At 61.3% G+C, this 18,506-nt stretch carries 19 protein-coding genes; all 19 read left to right on the top strand.

Going from position 1 to position 18,506, the window contains the following annotated elements:
- Positions 1-66 precede the first annotated feature (66 nt).
- The 19 genes from pseI to BLV20_RS16870 all read left to right on the top strand — a co-directional run bounded on the left by pseI (position 67) and on the right by BLV20_RS16870 (position 18,503).
- Positions 67-1,119, top strand: coding sequence for a pseudaminic acid synthase (gene pseI, locus BLV20_RS16780; RefSeq protein WP_092303320.1), 1,053 nt, complete (start codon positions 67-69; stop codon positions 1,117-1,119).
- A gap of 223 nt (positions 1,120-1,342) precedes the next feature.
- The gene (locus BLV20_RS16785) at positions 1,343-2,269 is read left to right on the top strand and encodes a ketoacyl-ACP synthase III (RefSeq protein WP_092303322.1); all 927 of its coding nucleotides are present in this window, start codon (positions 1,343-1,345) and stop codon (positions 2,267-2,269) included.
- Between the two features lie 83 nt (positions 2,270-2,352).
- A complete protein-coding gene (locus tag BLV20_RS16790; protein ID WP_092303324.1) occupies positions 2,353-3,645 on the top strand; it encodes a motility associated factor glycosyltransferase family protein in 1,293 nt (430 codons plus the stop codon).
- Positions 3,642-3,911 (top strand): hypothetical protein, encoded by a 270-nt coding sequence (locus BLV20_RS16795; RefSeq protein WP_092303326.1) that lies wholly within the window; start codon positions 3,642-3,644, stop codon positions 3,909-3,911. Before BLV20_RS16790 ends, BLV20_RS16795 begins: the two co-directional genes overlap by 4 nt.
- Before the next feature lie 250 nt (positions 3,912-4,161).
- Entirely contained in the window at positions 4,162-5,013 is an 852-nt protein-coding gene (locus tag BLV20_RS16800) for a flagellin domain-containing protein (RefSeq protein WP_007922647.1), read from the top strand.
- 72 nt (positions 5,014-5,085) lie between these two features.
- On the top strand, positions 5,086-5,451 hold the full coding sequence (locus tag BLV20_RS16805) for a flagellar protein FlaG (RefSeq protein ID WP_092303644.1): 366 nt from the start codon (positions 5,086-5,088) through the stop codon (positions 5,449-5,451).
- 82 nt (positions 5,452-5,533) lie between these two features.
- The gene (gene fliD / locus BLV20_RS16810) at positions 5,534-6,952 is read left to right on the top strand and encodes a flagellar filament capping protein FliD (RefSeq protein ID WP_092303328.1); all 1,419 of its coding nucleotides are present in this window, start codon (positions 5,534-5,536) and stop codon (positions 6,950-6,952) included.
- A gap of 127 nt (positions 6,953-7,079) precedes the next feature.
- Positions 7,080-7,475 carry a flagellar export chaperone FliS gene (fliS, locus tag BLV20_RS16815; RefSeq protein ID WP_092303330.1) on the top strand — a complete coding sequence of 132 codons (396 nt, stop codon included), beginning with the start codon at positions 7,080-7,082 and terminating at the stop codon, positions 7,473-7,475.
- Between the two features lie 10 nt (positions 7,476-7,485).
- A complete protein-coding gene (gene fliT / locus BLV20_RS16820) occupies positions 7,486-7,782 on the top strand; it encodes a flagellar protein FliT (RefSeq protein WP_092303331.1) in 297 nt (98 codons plus the stop codon).
- 173 nt (positions 7,783-7,955) lie between these two features.
- Entirely contained in the window at positions 7,956-9,431 is a 1,476-nt protein-coding gene (locus tag BLV20_RS16825; protein WP_007922638.1) for a sigma-54 dependent transcriptional regulator, read from the top strand.
- Between the two features lie 128 nt (positions 9,432-9,559).
- On the top strand, positions 9,560-10,753 hold the full coding sequence (locus BLV20_RS16830; protein ID WP_175540224.1) for a sensor histidine kinase: 1,194 nt from the start codon (positions 9,560-9,562) through the stop codon (positions 10,751-10,753).
- Positions 10,754-10,758: 5 nt separating this feature from the next.
- Positions 10,759-12,168 carry a sigma-54-dependent response regulator transcription factor FleR gene (fleR, locus tag BLV20_RS16835; protein WP_092303335.1) on the top strand — a complete coding sequence of 470 codons (1,410 nt, stop codon included), beginning with the start codon at positions 10,759-10,761 and terminating at the stop codon, positions 12,166-12,168.
- A 129-nt stretch (positions 12,169-12,297) separates the two neighbouring features.
- Entirely contained in the window at positions 12,298-12,624 is a 327-nt protein-coding gene (gene fliE / locus BLV20_RS16840; RefSeq protein WP_092303337.1) for a flagellar hook-basal body complex protein FliE, read from the top strand.
- A gap of 15 nt (positions 12,625-12,639) precedes the next feature.
- Positions 12,640-14,427 (top strand): flagellar basal-body MS-ring/collar protein FliF, encoded by a 1,788-nt coding sequence (gene fliF / locus BLV20_RS16845; protein ID WP_092303339.1) that lies wholly within the window; start codon positions 12,640-12,642, stop codon positions 14,425-14,427.
- Positions 14,420-15,439 (top strand): flagellar motor switch protein FliG, encoded by a 1,020-nt coding sequence (gene fliG, locus BLV20_RS16850; RefSeq protein ID WP_007922630.1) that lies wholly within the window; start codon positions 14,420-14,422, stop codon positions 15,437-15,439. Before fliF ends, fliG begins: the two co-directional genes overlap by 8 nt.
- Before the next feature lie 9 nt (positions 15,440-15,448).
- A complete protein-coding gene (gene fliH, locus BLV20_RS16855) occupies positions 15,449-16,276 on the top strand; it encodes a flagellar assembly protein FliH (RefSeq protein ID WP_092303341.1) in 828 nt (275 codons plus the stop codon).
- Positions 16,266-17,624 carry a flagellar protein export ATPase FliI gene (fliI, locus tag BLV20_RS16860; protein ID WP_092303343.1) on the top strand — a complete coding sequence of 453 codons (1,359 nt, stop codon included), beginning with the start codon at positions 16,266-16,268 and terminating at the stop codon, positions 17,622-17,624. The genes fliH and fliI overlap by 11 nt, the downstream gene beginning before the upstream one ends.
- Positions 17,625-17,630: 6 nt before the next feature.
- A complete protein-coding gene (gene fliJ / locus BLV20_RS16865; RefSeq protein ID WP_092303345.1) occupies positions 17,631-18,080 on the top strand; it encodes a flagellar export protein FliJ in 450 nt (149 codons plus the stop codon).
- A 117-nt stretch (positions 18,081-18,197) separates the two neighbouring features.
- Positions 18,198-18,503, top strand: coding sequence for an STAS domain-containing protein (locus BLV20_RS16870; RefSeq protein ID WP_075118564.1), 306 nt, complete (start codon positions 18,198-18,200; stop codon positions 18,501-18,503).
- Positions 18,504-18,506 lie beyond the last annotated feature (3 nt).

Below are 18,506 nucleotides of genomic sequence, written 5' to 3' on the forward strand. Positions count from 1 at the left end.
CATTACGCCGCGCCGGTGATGCACCGGCCCCCGGCGAATTTACGCGTGAATCGAAGGAAACCCCCAATGACTAGTTTCAAGATCGGCTCGCGCTCGATTGGCGCAGGCTCGCCGCCGTTCATCATTGCCGAGATGAGCGGCAACCATAACCAGTCGCTGGACGTTGCCCTGCAAATCGTCGAAGCCGCGGCCAAGGCCGGCGCCCATGCCTTGAAGTTGCAGACTTATACCGCCGACACCATGACCCTGGACCTGGACCACGGCGAGTTCTTCATCAAGGATCCGGCCAGCCTGTGGGCCGGCTCTTCACTGTATGCCCTGTATGAAAAGGCCCATACGCCCTGGCAGTGGCACGCGCCGATCTTCGCCCGTGCCAGGGAATTGGGAATGCTGGCGTTCTCCACGCCGTTCGACGAGAGCGCCGTGGACTTTCTCGAAAGCCTCGATGTGCCGGCCTACAAGATCGCCAGTTTCGAAAACACCGACCTGCCGCTGATTCGCCGGGTGGCGGCCACCGGCAAGCCGCTGATCATTTCCACCGGCATGGCCAGCATCGCCGAGCTGGACGAAAGCGTGCGCGCGGCCCGCGAGGCCGGCTGCAAGGACCTGGTGCTGCTCAAGTGCACCAGCACCTACCCGGCCTCGCCGGAAAACAGCAACATCCTGACCATCCCCCATCTGCGTGAACTGTTCGGCTGCGAAGTCGGTTTGTCCGATCATTCCATGGGCGTCGGGGTATCGGTGGCCGCGGTGGCGCTGGGCGCGACGGTGGTGGAAAAACACTTCACCCTCGACCGCGCCGCCGGCGGGGTGGATGCGAGTTTTTCCCTGGAGCCGGCGGAGCTGCACAGCCTGGTGGTGGAAACCGAGCGCGCCTGGCAGGCCCTGGGCCAGGTGCGATACGGCGCGACCGAGGCCGAGCGGCAGTCGGTGCTGTACCGCCGCTCCCTCTACGTCACCCGTGACATGGCGGCGGGAGAGGTGTTCAGTTGCGAGAATGTCAGGGCCATTCGTCCGGGTCTGGGGCTTGCCCCCAAGCACATCGACGCAGTCCTCGGGCGCTGCGCGCGCCAGGCCCTCAAGCGTGGTACCGCACTGGATTGGGCGTTTGTCGAATAGCCGTTTGTATGGCTGATTCGGCAAAATCGCGTGACCTGCGAGTCATAACGCGCATCTTCACTGTATTGTATTGACCGGAAAGATGGCGCCTGGCCGGTAAACGGTGCAGTGATAGCCTTCTGTTCTTTCCGCTGTCGCCCCCCGGGGCGGCAGAACGTCTGTTTATCGGCAGCCCTGGTCAAGGTGGTCGGGGTATTCAGCTGTCTATTATTGGGAAGCCGTAATGATTGGCATAAAGAGCATTGCGAGCTACGTGCCTGTAGCCGGCGTAGACAATTACGCACAAGGTGCAAAATTCGAGAAGGATGAAGAATTCATCCTGGGCAAGATCGGTTCGGCCTTCCTGCCGCGCAAAGACGCCGCGCAGGAAACCTCGGACCTGTGTGTCGAAGCAGTCAATGCGCTGTTCGCCAATAACCCGCAACTGTCGCGCGAGTCGATCGACGCGCTGATCGTCGTCACCCAGAACGGCGACGAAGAAGGCCTGCCGCACACCGCGGCCATTGTCCAGGACAAGCTGGGCCTGCCGACTCACGTCGCGGCCTTCGATATTTCCCTGGGCTGCTCCGGTTATGTCTACGGCATCTACGCGCTCAAGGGCTTCATGGAAGCCGCGGGCCTGAAGAATGGCCTGCTGGTCACCGCCGACCCATATTCGAAGATCGTCGATCCGGAAGACCGCAACACCACCATGCTGTTTGGCGACGCGGCGACCGCTACCTGGATGGGCGTGGATGCTCCCTGGCAGTTGGGCAAGGCCAAGTTCGGCACCGACGGTTCCGGCGCTCCGCACCTGAAAGTCACCGATGGCGTGTTTTTCATGAACGGTCGCCAGGTGTTCAACTTTGCCCTGCTGAAAGTCCCGGCGCACTTGCAAGAGCTGCTGGACGAGTCTGGCCTGCAGGCTGAGCAGATCGATGCATTCTGCATCCACCAGGGCAGCGCGGCGATTGTCGACGCCGTGGCGCGCCGTTTCGAAGGCGAGCCGGAGAAGTTCATCAAGGACATGGTCGAGACCGGCAACACCGTGTCGTCGAGCATTCCGCTGCTGCTGGAAAAGCACGTTCTCGAATCGAAGTGGCAGCGCGTAGCCCTGAGTGGCTTTGGCGTGGGGCTGTCCTGGGGCTCGGCGATTATCTATCGCCCATGAGTTGATCCCGCGGCATCCAAAATAGCGCTCAGGGTGTAGTACCCTGAGCGCTATTTTTTTTGCATGAAGATAGGCGAGGCAGCATGAGCGACAGCTTTGAGGGCAATGCCCAGGCAATACGGGCTCGCTGGCCGCGACTGCTCGAGCGGTTGCTGGCGGAGGACAGTGCTGCGTTGCAGGCGGATCTGGTCGAAGGCCTGGGTTCGACCTTGAGTATTTCCGGCATCCAGCTCACCAGCCGTCATGATCGCGCGGCGGAGGCGCGGACCCAGGCGGCAAGCCTGCCGGCCGACAGTCCGGTGATCCATCTGTATGGCACCGGCTTGGGCGACTTGCAGCATGTGCTGCTGAAAAATCCCGCGCTGCAACGCTTGCATGTGCACATCCTCAACGGCGCGGTCTTTGCGCTGGTGCTGCAATTGCTCGATCAGCAAGACTGGTTGAACGATCCTCGAGTCGAGCTGGGGTTTGCCGGCGACCTGGCGGAAATCCAGTTGCCATTTTTCGCCTTGCCCTCCGAGCTGGTGCTGGCGGATGACTACAACGCCAAGATCCGTGATCGCCTGGTCAGTGAAGTGCACCTGGCTTTCAATAACCGGGATTTCGTCGCCGATTCCCCGGAAGTCGCCCAGCGCCTGCAATCGAGTGCCGGGCTGGTGGCCAGCGACAACGATGTGGCGCAACTGTTCGGCACCCAGCCAGCAAGCGAAGTCTTCGTGATCGCCACCGGGCCGAGCCTGGAGCGGCATTTCGAGCGTTTGCGCGAAATTCGCGCGCACAGCCAGCGTCCTCTGTTTATCTGTGTCGATACCGCCTACCGGCCATTGCGCAAGCAAGGGATCGAGCCGGATATCGTGATCAGCATCGATCACCGGATTTCCAGCCTGCACTTGCCCCCTGAAGATTCCGCAGCCATTACCCTGGTCTATCTGCCGATGGTCGATCCGCAGATCCTGGCGCTCTGGCAGGGGCCGCGTTACGTCGGTTATTCCGCCAGCCCGATTTACACACAGATGCGCGAACGGCTGCCCAAGGCGCAGCTGTATGTCGGCGGCAGTGTGATTCATCCAGCGGTGGACCTGGCGGTGAAAATGGGCGCCGGGCAGGTCACCTTGTTCGGTGCCGACTTCGCCTTCCCGATGAACAAGACTCATGCCGGCTGGCTCGACGGTGAGCTCGGGCCGCAACTGGGAGCGGCCCGGCACTGGGTGCTGGACGGCCATGGCCAGCGGGTCAGGACGCAACTCAATTTCCGCAGCTACCTGTGCGAGCTGGAGCGTTTTATCGCCGGTCATCCGCAGGTGCGCTTCTATAACAGCAGCCGGGACGGAGCGATGATTGCCGGGACGACTTACCATCCGGAGTTCAGCCAATGAACGCGATCGACGGGCTGATCGCCCGCTTGCAGCAATGTGCCGAGGGCTTTCGCCTGGGGCACGATGTCGAGATGGCCATGACCATGGTGCAGTTGATGGGGGCGATCCAGCCGCTGATCGATACCGCGCAGCCAGAGCAACGCCAGGACTGGGAGACTTTGCTTGGCCTGATGTTCGAATGCCAGCAAGGGCAAAACTGGTTGGCCCTGGCCGATTACCTGCAATACGAATGCGTTGAAGTGCTGCGCTCCGTCTCCGCCGCCTGAAACACTCCTCTGCTTGCCCGGGCGGTTTGGCGCCCGGGGCCTCTGCGGCATTTTCCTGGCGTCATTTTTCTACTGCTTAAAGTCGGCAAGCCCTTGATTTACGAGGGGTGGCACGCTGATGGCAAATTTTTTTGAAAATGCCCTAAAGCAACTTGCCTTCGCGACGATAACTATTACGAAGGTTCTCTAGGCCATACCCGGCGGTTGCCAGGGCCGGAAGCCGCAGTACCCAACCAACGAGGAATTCGTCATGGCTTTAACAGTAAACACTAACGTCACATCGTTGAACGTTCAGAAGAACCTGAACCGCGCTTCCGACGCTCTGTCGACTTCGATGACTCGCCTGTCTTCCGGCCTGAAAATCAACAGCGCAAAGGACGACGCCGCCGGCCTGCAAATCGCTACCCGCATGACTTCGCAGATCCGTGGTCAGACCATGGCGATCAAAAACGCCAACGACGGTATCTCCATCGCTCAGACCGCTGAAGGCGCGATGCAGGAATCCACCAACATCCTGCAACGTATGCGCGAACTGGCTATTCAATCGCGAAACGACTCCAACGGTACCGCTGACCGTGTTGCACTGAACAAAGAATTCGCTTCGATGTCGGACGAGCTGACTCGTATCGCCAAGTCGACCAACCTGAACGGCAAGAACCTGATCGACGGCAGTGCTGGCACCATGACCTTCCAGGTCGGTTCCAATACCGGTGCTACCAACCAGATCACCATCACTCTGGCCAGCGGCTTCGACGCTGCAACCCTGAGCGTAGGTTCTGCAACCATCGCCATCACCGGTAACAGCAGCGCCACCGCCGAAGCCAGCACCAAGGCTTCGATCGACGCAATCGAAAAGGCCCTGGCAACCATCAACTCCAGCCGTGCTGACCTCGGTGCTGCACAAAACCGTCTGACCAGCACCATTTCCAACCTGCAGAACATCAACGAAAACGCCAGTGCTGCACTGGGTCGCGTACAAGATACCGACTTCGCTGCTGAAACTGCGCAGATGACCAAGCAGCAGACTCTGCAACAAGCTTCCACCGCAGTTCTGGCTCAGGCCAACCAACTGCCGTCCGCTGTACTGAAACTGCTTCAGTAATAGCTGACTAAGCTTTGGCGGGGGAGTGCGCTGGTCGTGCTCTCTCGCTTTTTACTTTTAGAGGTGATGGACATGGATATGAGCGTGAAGCTGAACTTGTCTTATCCAGCGGCCAAGCCGGCAACGCCTGTTGCTGACAAGCCTGTGGAGAAGCCTCAAGCGGACGTTGTGGCGCTGTCGACTGTCAAGGAAGAGAGTAAGAGTGCGCAAACCGAGCAGGACAAACTGAAAATGGCCATTCAGGAAATTGAAAAGTTTGTGCAGTCGGTCAAACGTAATCTGGAATTCTCTATCGACGAACCTTCTGGCAAGGTCGTCGTCAAGGTCATTGCCAGCGACTCCGGTGAGGTGATTCGTCAGATCCCCAACGAAGAAGTCCTGAAGTTGGCCAATAGTTTGAATGATGCGAGCAGCTTGTTGTTCAGCGCTAAAGTCTGACAGCTGGCATGAAATTTGTTGCTATGTTCTTTTGGGCGTTGTAATGGTCAAAAGACCGGCGACACACTGAAGGGAGATCTCCATGGCAAGTCCAATTCTACCGGGTACCGGTCTAGGCTCCGGCCTCGATACCGGTGCTATCGTCAAAGCCTTGGTAAACGCTGACAAAGCGCCCAAGCAAGGTCAGATCGACCGGGGAACTGCGAACAACACCGCAAGCATCTCCGGCATCGGCACCTTGAAGTCTTTGTTGTCGACCTTTCGGACCACCATTACCGAGCTCAGCAGCAAGACCAATCCGCAATTTCCCGGCTATGCCGCCACCACTTCCGACAACAAGTATGTAACGGCGGTCGCTGGCAACACCGCGGTCAACGGCAATTATGTCGTCTCGGTCGGCAATCTTGCGAGCGCCTCGAAAGTCACCAGTGCTGCCTTCGCTGGCGGCACTACAAGTGCTATTCCGACTGGTACCCTCAAAATCAGTCAAAATGGCTCTAACTACAATCTCGATATAAAAGCCGGCGCTACCCTGCAGTCGGTGCGTGACTCGATCAACGCCGATGCATCGCTCAAGGGCGCAGGTATCAGCGCGAACATCGTGACCGACTCCTTTGGGTCGCGCCTGGTGGTGGGTTCGACCACTACCGGTGCGGGGTCCGATATTTCTCTTAGTGGTATTGCCGGTCTGGAAATCAACGGTAGCAACGTCGTGGGGGCTTCCGGTTCGCCGATGACCGCCACTTCCGCCGGTTCCATTGGTGCCCTGGCCAAGGATGCCAATTTCACTGTTGACGGCATGGCCTTGACCAGCAAGAGCAACGCCGTGGACAAGGCGGTTTCCGGGATGACCTTCAATCTGGTCGCTCCAGGCACCTCGACCATTACCGTCGCGGCCAACACCGATGGCTTGAAGGCTTCGATCCAGAAGTTCGTTGACGCCTACAACGCGGTGGCCAACAGTGTGACCGCGCTGACCAAGCCGTCCCTGGATGACAATGGCAAGCTGACTATCCCGGCGCAGCTGACCGGCGACTCGTTGCCGCGTTCGATCCTGGCGGCCATTCGTGCGCCGCTGTCTGAGGTCGGGTCTGGTGACAAGCTGACCGTTCTGTCGCAATTGGGGGTTACCACCAACCCGAAGACCGGTGCCCTGGATTTCGATTCCACCAAGTTCACCGCGGCGATGAACGACAAAAAGCTCGGTGGCGAGGTGCAGACCCTGTTCACCGGTGAAAACGGCCTGCTAAGCCGCATGGACGACGCCATCAAGCCTTTTGCCCAGACTGGCGGTGTTCTCGATCAGCGCACCACTGAGCTGAACAAGGCCAAGGCCAAGCTGACCCTGGATCAGGAGGCCCTGGATCGTCGTATCGAAACTCTGACGACGGTACTGACCAAGAAGTACAACGACATGGATACTTTGGTGGGCAAGTTGAAAGCCACCGCCAGCAACATTACCTCGATGTTCGAGGCGTTGACTGCGCAACAGAAAGGCTGATTGATGCAAGTGCCAAAAGCCCGGCAACGTTCGTAGCGTTCCGGGCTTTTGGCTTTTGATCTAAAGTTTTTTGACGCGGCGTCGATACGCTGGTTATACGAACCCTTGAGTTTTGATGAGGTAGAACATGAATCCGATGTTAGCCCTTCGGCAATACCAGAAAGTGGGTGCCCAGGCGCAGACTTCCGAAGCCAGTCCCCATCGTCTGGTGCAGATGCTGATGGAAGGCGGCCTGGATCGTATCGCCCAAGCCAAAGGGGCGATGGAACGCAAGGATATCCCCAACAAAGGTGTGTTCATCAGCAAGGCCATCGGCATCATCGGCGGCTTGCGCGAAGGGCTCGACCTGGAAAATTCAGCCGATACCCTGGGTGACCTGGACGGCTTGTACACCTACATGATGACGCGCCTCACCGAGGCGAACATCAAGACCGATCCAAAGATTCTCGACGAGGTCGCCGACCTGCTGCGCACCGTCAAGGAAGGCTGGGACGCTATCGCTGAGCCGGGCCCGCAGTTCTAAGGAGATCACCATGAGTCTTGTATTGCAGCGCATCGAAGAAACCCGTGAAGCATTGGTCGCCGCACTGGCCGAGCGTAACTGGGAAGCGATTGGCCAGTTGGACCTGGCCTGCCGTTCCTGCATGGAAGACATCTTGAGTGAAACTTTGGAAGATGAGGCGGCGCTGCGCGAGAACCTGCAGGAATTGCTGGGGGTTTATCGGCAGTTGCTTGAAGTGACGACAGGGGAGCGACAGGCGATAGTCGACGAGATGTCACAGATCCATCAAGCACAGAACGCGGCAAAGGTTTACCATCTGTTCGGTTAATTAACCCTCTAAGTTAATCCGAATCCAGTGCGCCATAAATTTGACTGTGCACGCTTTTTTGACTTAACTAGTGGCTGTTTTCAGATTTCAGACGTCTATCAGGCTCAAAATGCCTACAAGCGTCTAGCTTGCCTGATTCCGGGCATTGAGTTGACTAGGGAAGTTGCTATTGCATGTGGCGTGAAACCAAAATTCTGCTGATTGATGACGATAGCGTCCGCCGCCGCGACCTGGCGGTGATTTTAAATTTTCTTGGCGAAGAAAATTTACCCTGCGGAAGCCATGACTGGCAGCAGGCTGTCGGCTCATTGTCATCAAGTCGAGAAGTAATCTGTGTCCTCATTGGGACTGTAAATGCTCCTGGCGCACTTTTGGGCCTGTTAAAGACACTCTCAACCTGGGATGAGTTCCTTCCAGTTTTGTTAATGGGCGATAATTCTTCCATTGACTTGCCGGAAGACCAGCGTCGTCGAGTGCTTTCCACCCTGGAAATGCCGCCCAGCTACAGCAAGTTGCTCGATTCTTTGCACCGCGCCCAGGTCTATCGTGAAATGTACGATCAGGCCCGTGAGCGTGGTCGCCATCGCGAACCCAACCTCTTTCGCAGCCTGGTCGGCACCAGCCGGGCGATCCAGCATGTCCGGCAGATGATGCAGCAAGTGGCCGATACCGACGCCAGCGTGCTGATCCTCGGTGAGTCCGGGACGGGCAAGGAAGTGGTTGCGCGTAACCTGCACTATCACTCCAAGCGTCGCGAAGCGCCGTTCGTGCCCGTCAACTGTGGCGCGATCCCCGCCGAGTTGCTGGAGAGCGAGCTGTTCGGCCATGAGAAGGGCGCCTTCACCGGAGCCATCACCAGCCGTGCCGGGCGTTTCGAACTGGCCAACGGCGGCACCCTGTTCCTCGACGAGATCGGCGACATGCCGCTGCCGATGCAGGTCAAGCTGCTGCGCGTGCTGCAGGAACGTACTTTCGAACGCGTGGGCAGCAACAAGACCCAGAGCGTCGACGTGCGGATCATCGCCGCGACCCACAAGAACCTCGAAAGCATGATCGAGGTCGGCAGTTTCCGCGAAGACCTGTATTACCGCCTGAACGTGTTCCCGATCGAGATGGCACCGCTGCGTGAGCGCGTGGAAGACATCCCGCTGCTGATGAACGAGCTGATCTCGCGCATGGAGCACGAGAAGCGCGGTTCGATCCGTTTCAATTCTGCGGCGATCATGTCGCTCTGCCGTCATGGCTGGCCGGGCAACGTTCGCGAACTGGCCAACCTGGTGGAGCGCATGGCGATCATGCATCCCTACGGTGTTATCGGCGTGGTCGAGTTGCCGAAGAAATTCCGCTATGTCGACGACGAAGACGAGCAGTTGGTGGACAGCCTGCGCAGCGACCTGGAAGAGCGAGTGGCGATCAACGGCCACACGCCGGATTTCGCCGCCACCGCCATGCTGCCGCCCGAAGGCCTGGACCTCAAGGACTACCTCGGTGGCCTGGAACAGGGCCTGATCCAGCAGGCGCTCGACGATGCCAACGGCATTGTGGCGCGGGCTGCGGAGCGCCTGCGTATCCGCCGCACCACGCTGGTGGAAAAAATGCGCAAGTACGGCATGAGCCGTCGCGAGGGTGACGAACAGGCGGATGATTGACGCCTGTTTTTTAACCTGTTGAAAACCGGGCGGTTTTTTTTCGGCACGGGTATTGCTAAGTCTCTCTCAACGTTCCGTTTAACTGACGGTCAGCCACGCGAGAGAGCACGATGCCCCAAGCCGCCCAGATGTCTCCTGTTCCTGAAATCCAGGGGCAAACGTCGTCCGTAGAGCAGGCAAGCCGGCTTGGCCTTGAGCAGGCGTTCGCCTTGTTCAACCAGATGTCGAGCCAGCTTACCGATTCCTACAGCATGCTTGAGGCTCGGGTGACCGAGCTCAAGGGCGAACTGGCTGTGGTCAGCGCCCAGCGAATGCAGGAACTGGCGGAAAAAGAGCGTCTGGCCAACCGTCTGCAAAACCTCCTCGATCTGCTGCCGGGCGGCGTCATTGTCATCGACGCCCAGGGCATTGTCCGCGAAGCCAACCCTGCCGCCTGCGACCTGCTCGGCCTGCCCCTCGAGGGCGAGCTGTGGCGGCATGTCATTGCCCGTTGCTTTGCGCCGCGAGAAGACGACGGCCATGAGATTTCCCTGAAGGACGGGCGACGCTTGTCGATCGCCACTCGTTCGCTGGATGCCGAGCCTGGCCAGTTGGTGCTGCTCAACGACCTGACTGAAACCCGTCATTTGCAAGACCAACTGGCCCGTCATGAGCGCCTGTCGTCCCTTGGGCGCATGGTGGCGTCCCTGGCGCATCAGATCCGTACTCCGCTGTCCGCCGCGCTGTTGTATGCCAGTCACCTGACCGAGCAGGAATTGCCCGTCGCCACCCAGCAGCGTTTTGCCGGGCGGCTGAAAGAGCGGCTGCATGAGCTGGAGCATCAGGTCCGCGACATGCTGGTGTTCGCCCGGGGCGAGCTGCCGCTGACCGACCGCGTGACACCCAAGGCGCTGCTGCAATCGCTGCAGGCGGCGGCCCTGACCCATGTGCAGGATGTGCCGGTGCGCTGGCAGTGCGACAGCCATGCCGGCGAGTTGCTGTGCAACCGCGACACGCTGGTGGGGGCCGTGCTCAACCTGATCGAGAACGCGATCCAGGCCAGTGCTGGCCAGGTGCGTCTGAAAGTCCATCTTTATACCCGCGGCAACAGCTTGCGGCTGTGTGTCAGCGATAGCGGCAGCGGTATCGATGCGGCGGTGCTGGCGCGCTTGGGCGAACCGTTTTTCACCACCAAGGCCACCGGAACCGGCCTTGGGCTGACGGTCGTCAAGGCGGTGGCGCGTGCCCATCAGGGAGAGTTGCTGCTGCGCTCGCGTCCTGGGCGCGGTACCTGCGCGCTGGTGGTTCTGCCACTGTTCTGCGGCGCTCAAGGAGTGGAGTGAAGGTAATGGCAATCAAGGTTCTACTGGTTGAAGACGATCGCGCCCTGCGCGAGGCCCTGGCGGATACGCTGTTGCTGGCCGGTCATGACTACAAGGCGGTCGGCAGCGCGGAAGAAGCGCTGGAGGCGGCGTCTGGCGAGTCGTTCAGCCTGGTGGTCAGCGACGTCAACATGCCCGGCATGGACGGTCATCAGTTGCTGGGCTTGCTGCGTGCGCGCCAGCCGCAATTGCCGGTGTTGCTGATGACCGCCCATGGCGCGGTCGAGCGAGCGGTCGAGGCCATGCGTCAAGGCGCCGCCGATTATCTGGTCAAGCCCTTCGAGCCCAAGGCCCTGCTGGATCTGGTGGCGCGACATGCCCTGGGTTGCCTGGACGCGGCCGAGGGCGAAGGGCCGGTGGCATTCGAGCCGGCCAGCGCGCAGTTGCTCGAGTTGGCGGCGCGGGTGGCGCGCAGCGATTCCACGGTGCTGATTTCCGGCGAGTCCGGCACCGGCAAAGAGGTGCTCGCGCGGTACATTCACCAGCAGTCGCCGCGTGCCAGCCAGCCCTTTATTGCGATCAACTGCGCGGCGATTCCGGACAACATGCTCGAGGCCACGCTGTTCGGCCACGAAAAGGGCTCCTTTACCGGCGCCATCGCCGCCCAGCCCGGCAAGTTCGAACAGGCCGATGGCGGCACCTTGCTGCTGGACGAGATTTCCGAAATGCCCCTGGCCCTGCAGGCCAAGCTGTTGCGGGTGCTGCAGGAGCGTGAAGTCGAGCGGGTGGGGGCGCGCAAGCCCATCGCCCTGGATATCCGGGTGGTGGCGACCACCAACCGCGACCTGGCCGGCGAAGTGGCGGCGGGGCGGTTCCGTGAAGACCTCTACTATCGCTTGTCGGTATTTCCGCTGGCCTGGCGCCCATTGCGCGAGCGTACCGCCGATATCCTGCCGCTGGCCGAGCGCCTGCTGGCCAAGCACGTCAATAAAATGAAACACGCTGCGGCCCGCTTGTCGGCCCAGGCGCAGGCGTGCCTGCTGGGTTATCCGTGGCCGGGCAATGTGCGCGAGCTGGATAACGCCATCCAGCGCGCGTTGATCCTGCAGCAGGGCGGCTTGATCCAGCCGGAAGATTTCTGCCTGGGCGGACCGCTGGCCTGTGCGCCGCTGCCGACTGTGGCGCCGGCCGTGGCGGCAGCGGTGCGCAGTGCGCCGGTGGAGGCCGAGATGCCGCCAGCCGAGTCGGCGGGAGCCCTGGGCGACGATCTGCGGCGGCGGGAATTCCAGATGATCATCGACACCTTGCGGGCCGAGCGTGGCCGACGCAAGGAGGCGGCCGAGCGCCTGGGTATCAGCCCGCGCACCTTGCGCTACAAGCTGGCGCAGATGCGGGATGCCGGAATGGATGTCGAGGCTTATCTGTTTGCAACATGAAGGGTGTGGGACGACAGCCCATGCCGGCTTTTGTTCGGTGTCTTCATGGAGCTGGCACCCTTGTTGCTAACACCTCACTAACCGCTGCGTGAGTGTCAAAAAATTGCGGGTCGTCGGAGAGAGTAGACCATGAGCCAAGGTATTGAATTTAATCGGTTGATGTTGGACATGCGGGCCATGCAAATGGACGCCATGGCCCAGCCTAAATCGGCCGCGGTGCCGCAGGTGAGCGGCAGCAGTTTTTCCGACATGCTTGGGCAGGCGGTGAACAAGGTCAACGACACTCAGCAGGCGTCCAGCCAGCTGGCCGGTGCCTTCGAGATCGGCAAGAGCGGGGTCGACCTGACCGACGTGATGATTGCCTCGCAGAAGGCCAGCGTGTCCTTCCAGGCATTGACCCAGGTGCGCAACAAGCTGGTTCAGGCGTACCAAGACATCATGCAGATGCCGGTTTAAGGACGAGATTGAGTCATGGCAGAAGCAGTCGCCGATAACGTACCGGCCAAGGCCACTCCGACAGAAGGCAAACCGCCGCTGTTCGGGTTGTCTTTTCTGGAAAACCTCTCCGAGATGACCATGTTGCGTCAGGTTGGCCTCATGGTCGGCCTGGCTGCCAGCGTGGCGATTGGTTTTGCCGTGGTGTTGTGGTCCCAGCAGCCCGATTACCGTCCCTTGTACGGCAGTCTTGCCGGCATGGACGCCAAGCAGGTCATGGACACCCTGGCCTCCGCGGATATTCCCTACACCGTCGAACCCAACTCCGGTGCCTTGCTGGTCAAGGCCGACGATTTGCCGCGCGCGCGTCTCAAGCTGGCGGCCGCCGGCGTGGCCCCGGGCGACGGCAATATCGGGTTCGAGATTCTCGATAAAGAGCAGGGCCTGGGCACCAGCCAGTTCATGGAAGCGACCCGTTACCGTCGCGGCCTGGAAGGCGAACTGGCTCGCACCATTTCCAGCCTGAACAACGTCAAGGGCGCGCGCGTGCACCTGGCGATTCCGAAAAGCTCGGTGTTCGTGCGCGACGAGCGCAAGCCCAGCGCTTCGGTATTGGTCGAGCTGTATTCCGGTCGTTCGCTGGAGCCGGGCCAGGTGGTGGCCATCGTCAATCTGGTGGCGACCAGCGTTCCCGAGCTGAGCAAGTCGCAGATCACCGTGGTCGACCAGAAGGGCAACCTGCTCTCCGACCAGGCGGAAAACTCCGAACTGACCATGGCCGGCAAGCAATTCGATTACAGCCGCCGCATGGAAAGCATGCTGACCCAGCGTGTGCATAACATCCTGCAGCCGATCCTCGGCAACGACCGCTACAAGGCCGAAGTGTCCGCCGATGTGGACTTCAGCGCCGTCGAGTCGACGTCCGAGCAGTTCAACCCGGACCAGCCGGCCTTGCGCAGCGAGCAGTCGGTCAACGAACAGCGCTCCAGCAGCCTGGGTCCGCAAGGCGTGCCTGGCGCCCTGAGCAACCAGCCGCCGTCACCGGCCAGCGCGCCGCAGACCACCGGTGGCGCCACCGCTGCCGCCGGCATGGTGCAGCCAGGCCAGCCGCTGCTGGACGCCAACGGCCAGCAGATCATGGACCCGGCCACCGGCCAGCCGATGCTGGCGCCGTACCCGAACGACAAGCGTCAACAATCCACCAAGAACTTCGAACTGGATCGTTCCATCAGCCATACCAAGCAACAGCAGGGTCGTCTGAACCGGTTGTCGGTGGCGGTGGTGGTGGACGATCAGGTCAAGGTCAACCCGGCCAACGGCGAAACCAGCCGTGCGCCGTGGAGCGCCGACGAATTGGCGCGCTTTACCCGCCTGGTCCAGGACGCCGTGGGCTTTGACGCCAGCCGTGGCGACAGCGTCAGCGTGATCAACGTGCCGTTCTCGGCCGATCGCGGTGAAGTGATCGCCGATATTCCGTTCTACTCGCAGCCCTGGTTCTGGGACATCGTGAAGCAGGTCCTGGGCGTGCTGTTTATCCTGGTCCTGGTGTTCGGCGTGCTGCGCCCGGTGCTCAACAACATCACCGGCGGCGGCAAGGGCAAGCAACTGGCGGGGCTCGGCAGCGATGTCGAGCTCGGCGGCATGGGCGGCCTGGATGGCGAGCTGGCCAACGATCGCGTCAGCCTCGGCGGCCCGCAGAGCATCCTGCTGCCTAGCCCGAGCGAAGGCTATGACGCGCAGTTGAACGCAATCAAGAGTCTGGTGGCAGAAGACCCGGGCCGAGTGGCCCAGGTCGTGAAAGAGTGGATTAACGCAGATGAGTGATAACCGAGCCGCTACCGCCAAACTGACCCGGGTCGACAAGGCCGCGATTCTGCTGCTGTCCCTGGGTTCGACCGATGCCGCGCAGGTGCTGCGCCACATGGGCCCCAAAGAGGTCCAGCGAGTGGGCGTGGCCATGGCGCAGATGGGCAACGTGCATCGTGAGCAGGTCGAGCAGGTGATGAGCGAGTTCGTCGACATCGTCGGCGACCAGACCAGCCTGGGCGTAGGCTCCGACGATTACGTGCGCAAGATGCTCACCCAGGCCCTGGGCGAGGACAAGGCCAACGGCCTGATCGACCGCATCCTGCTGGGCGGCAACACCAGCGGCCTGGACAGCCTGAAATGGATGGAGCCGCGTGCCGTGGCGGACGTGATCCGTTACGAGCACCCGCAGATCCAGGCGATCGTGGTGGCCTACCTCGACCCGGACCAGGCGGGCGAAGTGCTCGGCAACTTCGACCACAAGGCGCGCCTGGACATCATTCTGCGGGTTTCCTCGCTCAATACCGTGCAGCCAGCCGCCCTGAAAGAACTCAACCAGATCCTCGAGAAACAGTTCGCCGGCAACTCCAACGCCTCGCGTACCACCCTGGGCGGTATCAAGCGCGCTGCCGACATCATGAACTTCCTCGACAGCTCGATCGAAGGCCAGTTGATGGACTCGATCCGCGAAGTCGACGAAGACCTGTCCGGTCAGATCGAAGACCTCATGTTCGTGTTCAACAACCTCGCCGATGTCGACGACCGCGGCATCCAGGCGTTGCTACGCGAAGTGTCTTCCGACGTGCTGGTCCTGGCCCTCAAGGGTTCGGACGAAGGCGTCAAGGAAAAGATCTTCAAGAACATGTCCAAGCGGGCTGCCGAACTGCTGCGCGACGACCTCGAGGCCAAGGGGCCGGTGCGCGTCAGCGATGTGGAAACCGCGCAGAAGGAAATCCTCACCATTGCCCGCCGTATGGCCGAAGCCGGAGAAATCGTTCTCGGCGGGAAGGGCGGCGAAGAAATGATCTAAGGTCGCGTTATGTCGTCCAGCAGTGATGAAACCCCCAGCGACCTGATTCGCGCTCGGGACGTCGGTGGTTTCGACGTCTGGGCGCTGCCCAGTTTCGACCCCCATGTGCCTGAGCCCGAGCCTGAGCCGGAACCGGTTGAAGAACCGCCGGCGGAGATCGAGGAAGTGCCGCTGGAGGAAGTCCAGCCGCTGACCCTCGAAGAGCTCGAGAGCATTCGCCAGGAAGCCTATAACGAAGGCTTCGCCACGGGCGAAAAGGAAGGTTTCCACAGCACCACGCTCAAGGTCCGCCAGGAAGCCGAAGTGGCCCTGAACGCCAAGCTGGCCGCGTTGGAAACCCTGATGGGCAATCTGTTCGAACCCATCGCCGAGCAGGACACGCAGATTGAAAAAGCCCTGGTCAACCTGGTGCGGCACATGACGCGCCAGGTGATCCAGCGCGAGCTGGCCATCGACTCCAGCCAGATCGAGCATGTCATGCGCGAAGCCCTCAAGCTGCTGCCGCTGGGCGTGGGCAATGTGCGCCTGTACATCAACCCGCAGGACTTCGCCCAGGTCAAAAGCCTGCGCGAGCGCCATGAGGAAAGCTGGCGCATCGTCGAGGACGAGGCCATGTTGCCGGGCGGTTGCCGGGTCGAGACCGAGCACAGCCGTATCGACGCGACCATGGAAACCCGGATCGCCAAGATCATGGACAAACTCTCCGACCAGCTTCACGAGCAGGCTTTGCATCCCGCCGAATCGGACCTGAGCGTCGAGCTGGGGGCCGCCACGGGCAAGCCCGCCGCGGATGTCGACCCTGTCGACCTCGCGCAGGACCCCGCCGATGCGCCTTGACCGCACCAGCTTCGGCAAGCGCCTGAGCAGCTACGCCGAAGCCACCGAACTGCCGAACCAGCCGATTCTCGAAGGCCGCCTGCTGCGTATGGTCGGCCTGACCCTGGAGGCCGAAGGCCTGCGGGCGGCCATGGGCACGCGCTGCATGGTGGTCAACGACGACAGCTATCACCCGGTGCAGGTCGAGGCCGAGGTGATGGGCTTTTCCGGCAGCAAGGTGTTCCTGATGCCGGTTGGCAGCGTCGCCGGGATTGCGCCCGGTGCCCGGGTGGTGCCATTGGCCGATACCGGTCGCCTGCCGATGGGCATGAGCATGCTCGGACGGGTCCTCGACGGTGCTGGCCGTGCGCTGGACGGCAAGGGCGGGATGAAGGCCGAGGACTGGGTGCCGATGGACGGTCCGACCATCAACCCGCTCAAGCGCGACCCCATCAGCCGGCCGCTGGACGTGGGCATTCGCTGCATCAACGGATTATTGACGGTGGGCCGCGGCCAGCGCCTCGGCCTGTTCGCCGGTACCGGCGTGGGCAAGAGTGTGCTGCTGGGCATGATGACCCGCTTTACCGAGGCCGACATCATCGTGGTCGGGCTGATCGGTGAGCGGGGCCGCGAGGTCAAGGAATTCATCGAGCACATCCTCGGTGAAGAGGGCCTCAAGCGCTCCGTGGTGGTGGCATCGCCGGCGGACGATGCGCCGTTGATGCGCCTGCGCGCAGCCATGTACTGCACGCGTATCGCCGAATATTTTCGCGACAAGGGCAAGAACGTCCTGTTGCTGATGGATTCCCTGACCCGTTTCGCCCAGGCCCAGCGGGAAATCGCCCTGGCCATTGGCGAGCCGCCGGCGACCAAGGGTTATCCGCCGTCGGTCTTCGCCAAGCTGCCCAAGCTGGTGGAGCGTGCCGGCAACGCCGAAGCCGGCGGTGGTTCGATCACGGCCTTCTACACCGTGCTGTCCGAAGGCGACGACCAGCAGGACCCGATCGCCGACTCCGCGCGTGGCGTGCTCGACGGACACATCGTGCTGTCGCGGCGCCTGGCGGAAGAGGGGCATTACCCGGCCATCGATATCGAGGCCTCCATCAGCCGGGTCATGCCGGCGGTGGTGACCCCGGATCACATGACCCGCGCGCAGTATTTCAAGCAGCTGTGGTCGCGTTACCAGCAGGCGCGCGACTTGATCAGCGTCGGCGCCTACGTGCCGGGCGGCGACCGCGAGACCGACACCGCCATCTCGCTGCAGCCCTCGATGGTCGCGTACCTGCGCCAGGGGCTCAACGACAGCATCAGCCTGGGCGAAAGCGAAGCCCACCTGGAGATGGTGTTCGCTCCGGCGCCGGGCGGTTAACCGCTCATGGCCAGCAGCCGTGCCGCGCGCCTGGCGCCTGTGGTCGACATGGCCGAAAGCGCCGAGCGCACCGCCGCCCAGCGCCTGGGGCATTTCCAGGGCCAGGTGCGCCTGGCGGAAAGCAAGCTGGGGGACCTGGAGCGCTTTCGTGCCGAATACCAGCAACAGTGGATCGAGCGAGGCAGCAGCGGGGTTTCCGGCCAGTGGCTGATGAACTACCAGCACTTCCTCAATCAGCTGGAAACCGCCGTGGGGCAGCAGCGGCAAAGCCTGGCCTGGCACCAGAACAACCTCAACCGCGCCCGGGAAACCTGGCAGCAGGCCTATGCCCGGGTCGAGGGCTTGCGCAAACTGGTGCAGCGCTACATCGACGAAGCCCGCCAACTGGAAGACAAGCGCGAGCAAAAGCTGCTCGACGAGCTGTCCCAGCGCCTGCCGCGCCAGGATCCGTACTGATTGCATCCCGTTCGTCGCCGCCAGGCGGTCGCCAGCGACGCTTCGGCGGTTCGGGTTGCCCAGGCCTGTACGGGGTGCTAAACCTTGTACAGATTGCAATCACAAGGAAGCGATGTCATGTCAGTCGTTACTGAAGTATCCCCAGATGGGCAAAAACTGACGATTTCGATCAAGGGGCGTTTCGATTTCGGCCGTCATCAGGAATTTCGCGAGTCTTACGAGCGGCTCAACAAAAGGCCCGACTCCATCGTGGTGGACCTCAAGGACGCCACTTACCTCGACAGCTCTGCGCTGGGCATGCTCCTGTTGCTACGCGATCATGCCGGCGGCGACGATTCCGACGTGCGAGTGATCAACAGCAACTCGGACGTGCGCAAGATTCTCGCCATTTCCAATTTCGACAAACTGTTCGATATCAGTTGACCG

The sequence above is a fragment of the Pseudomonas sp. NFIX28 genome (genome assembly GCF_900107395.1).
Classification (GTDB): Bacteria; Pseudomonadota; Gammaproteobacteria; order Pseudomonadales; family Pseudomonadaceae; genus Aquipseudomonas.

Excerpts from the sequence above, each read along its gene's own strand:
- pseI (WP_092303320.1), top strand. The coding sequence starts at position 67 with ATGACTAGTTTCAAGATCGGCTCGCGCTCGATTGGCGCAGGCTCGCCG.
- BLV20_RS16785 (WP_092303322.1), top strand. The coding sequence starts at position 1,343 with ATGATTGGCATAAAGAGCATTGCGAGCTACGTGCCTGTAGCCGGCGTA.
- BLV20_RS16790 (WP_092303324.1), top strand. The coding sequence starts at position 2,353 with ATGAGCGACAGCTTTGAGGGCAATGCCCAGGCAATACGGGCTCGCTGG.
- BLV20_RS16795 (WP_092303326.1), top strand. The coding sequence starts at position 3,642 with ATGAACGCGATCGACGGGCTGATCGCCCGCTTGCAGCAATGTGCCGAG.
- BLV20_RS16800 (WP_007922647.1), top strand. The coding sequence starts at position 4,162 with ATGGCTTTAACAGTAAACACTAACGTCACATCGTTGAACGTTCAGAAG.
- BLV20_RS16805 (WP_092303644.1), top strand. The coding sequence starts at position 5,086 with ATGGATATGAGCGTGAAGCTGAACTTGTCTTATCCAGCGGCCAAGCCG.
- fliD (WP_092303328.1), top strand. The coding sequence starts at position 5,534 with ATGGCAAGTCCAATTCTACCGGGTACCGGTCTAGGCTCCGGCCTCGAT.
- fliS (WP_092303330.1), top strand. The coding sequence starts at position 7,080 with ATGAATCCGATGTTAGCCCTTCGGCAATACCAGAAAGTGGGTGCCCAG.
- fliT (WP_092303331.1), top strand. The coding sequence starts at position 7,486 with ATGAGTCTTGTATTGCAGCGCATCGAAGAAACCCGTGAAGCATTGGTC.
- BLV20_RS16825 (WP_007922638.1), top strand. The coding sequence starts at position 7,956 with ATGTGGCGTGAAACCAAAATTCTGCTGATTGATGACGATAGCGTCCGC.
- BLV20_RS16830 (WP_175540224.1), top strand. The coding sequence starts at position 9,560 with ATGTCTCCTGTTCCTGAAATCCAGGGGCAAACGTCGTCCGTAGAGCAG.
- fleR (WP_092303335.1), top strand. The coding sequence starts at position 10,759 with ATGGCAATCAAGGTTCTACTGGTTGAAGACGATCGCGCCCTGCGCGAG.
- fliE (WP_092303337.1), top strand. The coding sequence starts at position 12,298 with ATGAGCCAAGGTATTGAATTTAATCGGTTGATGTTGGACATGCGGGCC.
- fliF (WP_092303339.1), top strand. The coding sequence starts at position 12,640 with ATGGCAGAAGCAGTCGCCGATAACGTACCGGCCAAGGCCACTCCGACA.
- fliG (WP_007922630.1), top strand. The coding sequence starts at position 14,420 with ATGAGTGATAACCGAGCCGCTACCGCCAAACTGACCCGGGTCGACAAG.
- fliH (WP_092303341.1), top strand. The coding sequence starts at position 15,449 with ATGTCGTCCAGCAGTGATGAAACCCCCAGCGACCTGATTCGCGCTCGG.
- fliI (WP_092303343.1), top strand. The coding sequence starts at position 16,266 with ATGCGCCTTGACCGCACCAGCTTCGGCAAGCGCCTGAGCAGCTACGCC.
- fliJ (WP_092303345.1), top strand. The coding sequence starts at position 17,631 with ATGGCCAGCAGCCGTGCCGCGCGCCTGGCGCCTGTGGTCGACATGGCC.
- BLV20_RS16870 (WP_075118564.1), top strand. The coding sequence starts at position 18,198 with ATGTCAGTCGTTACTGAAGTATCCCCAGATGGGCAAAAACTGACGATT.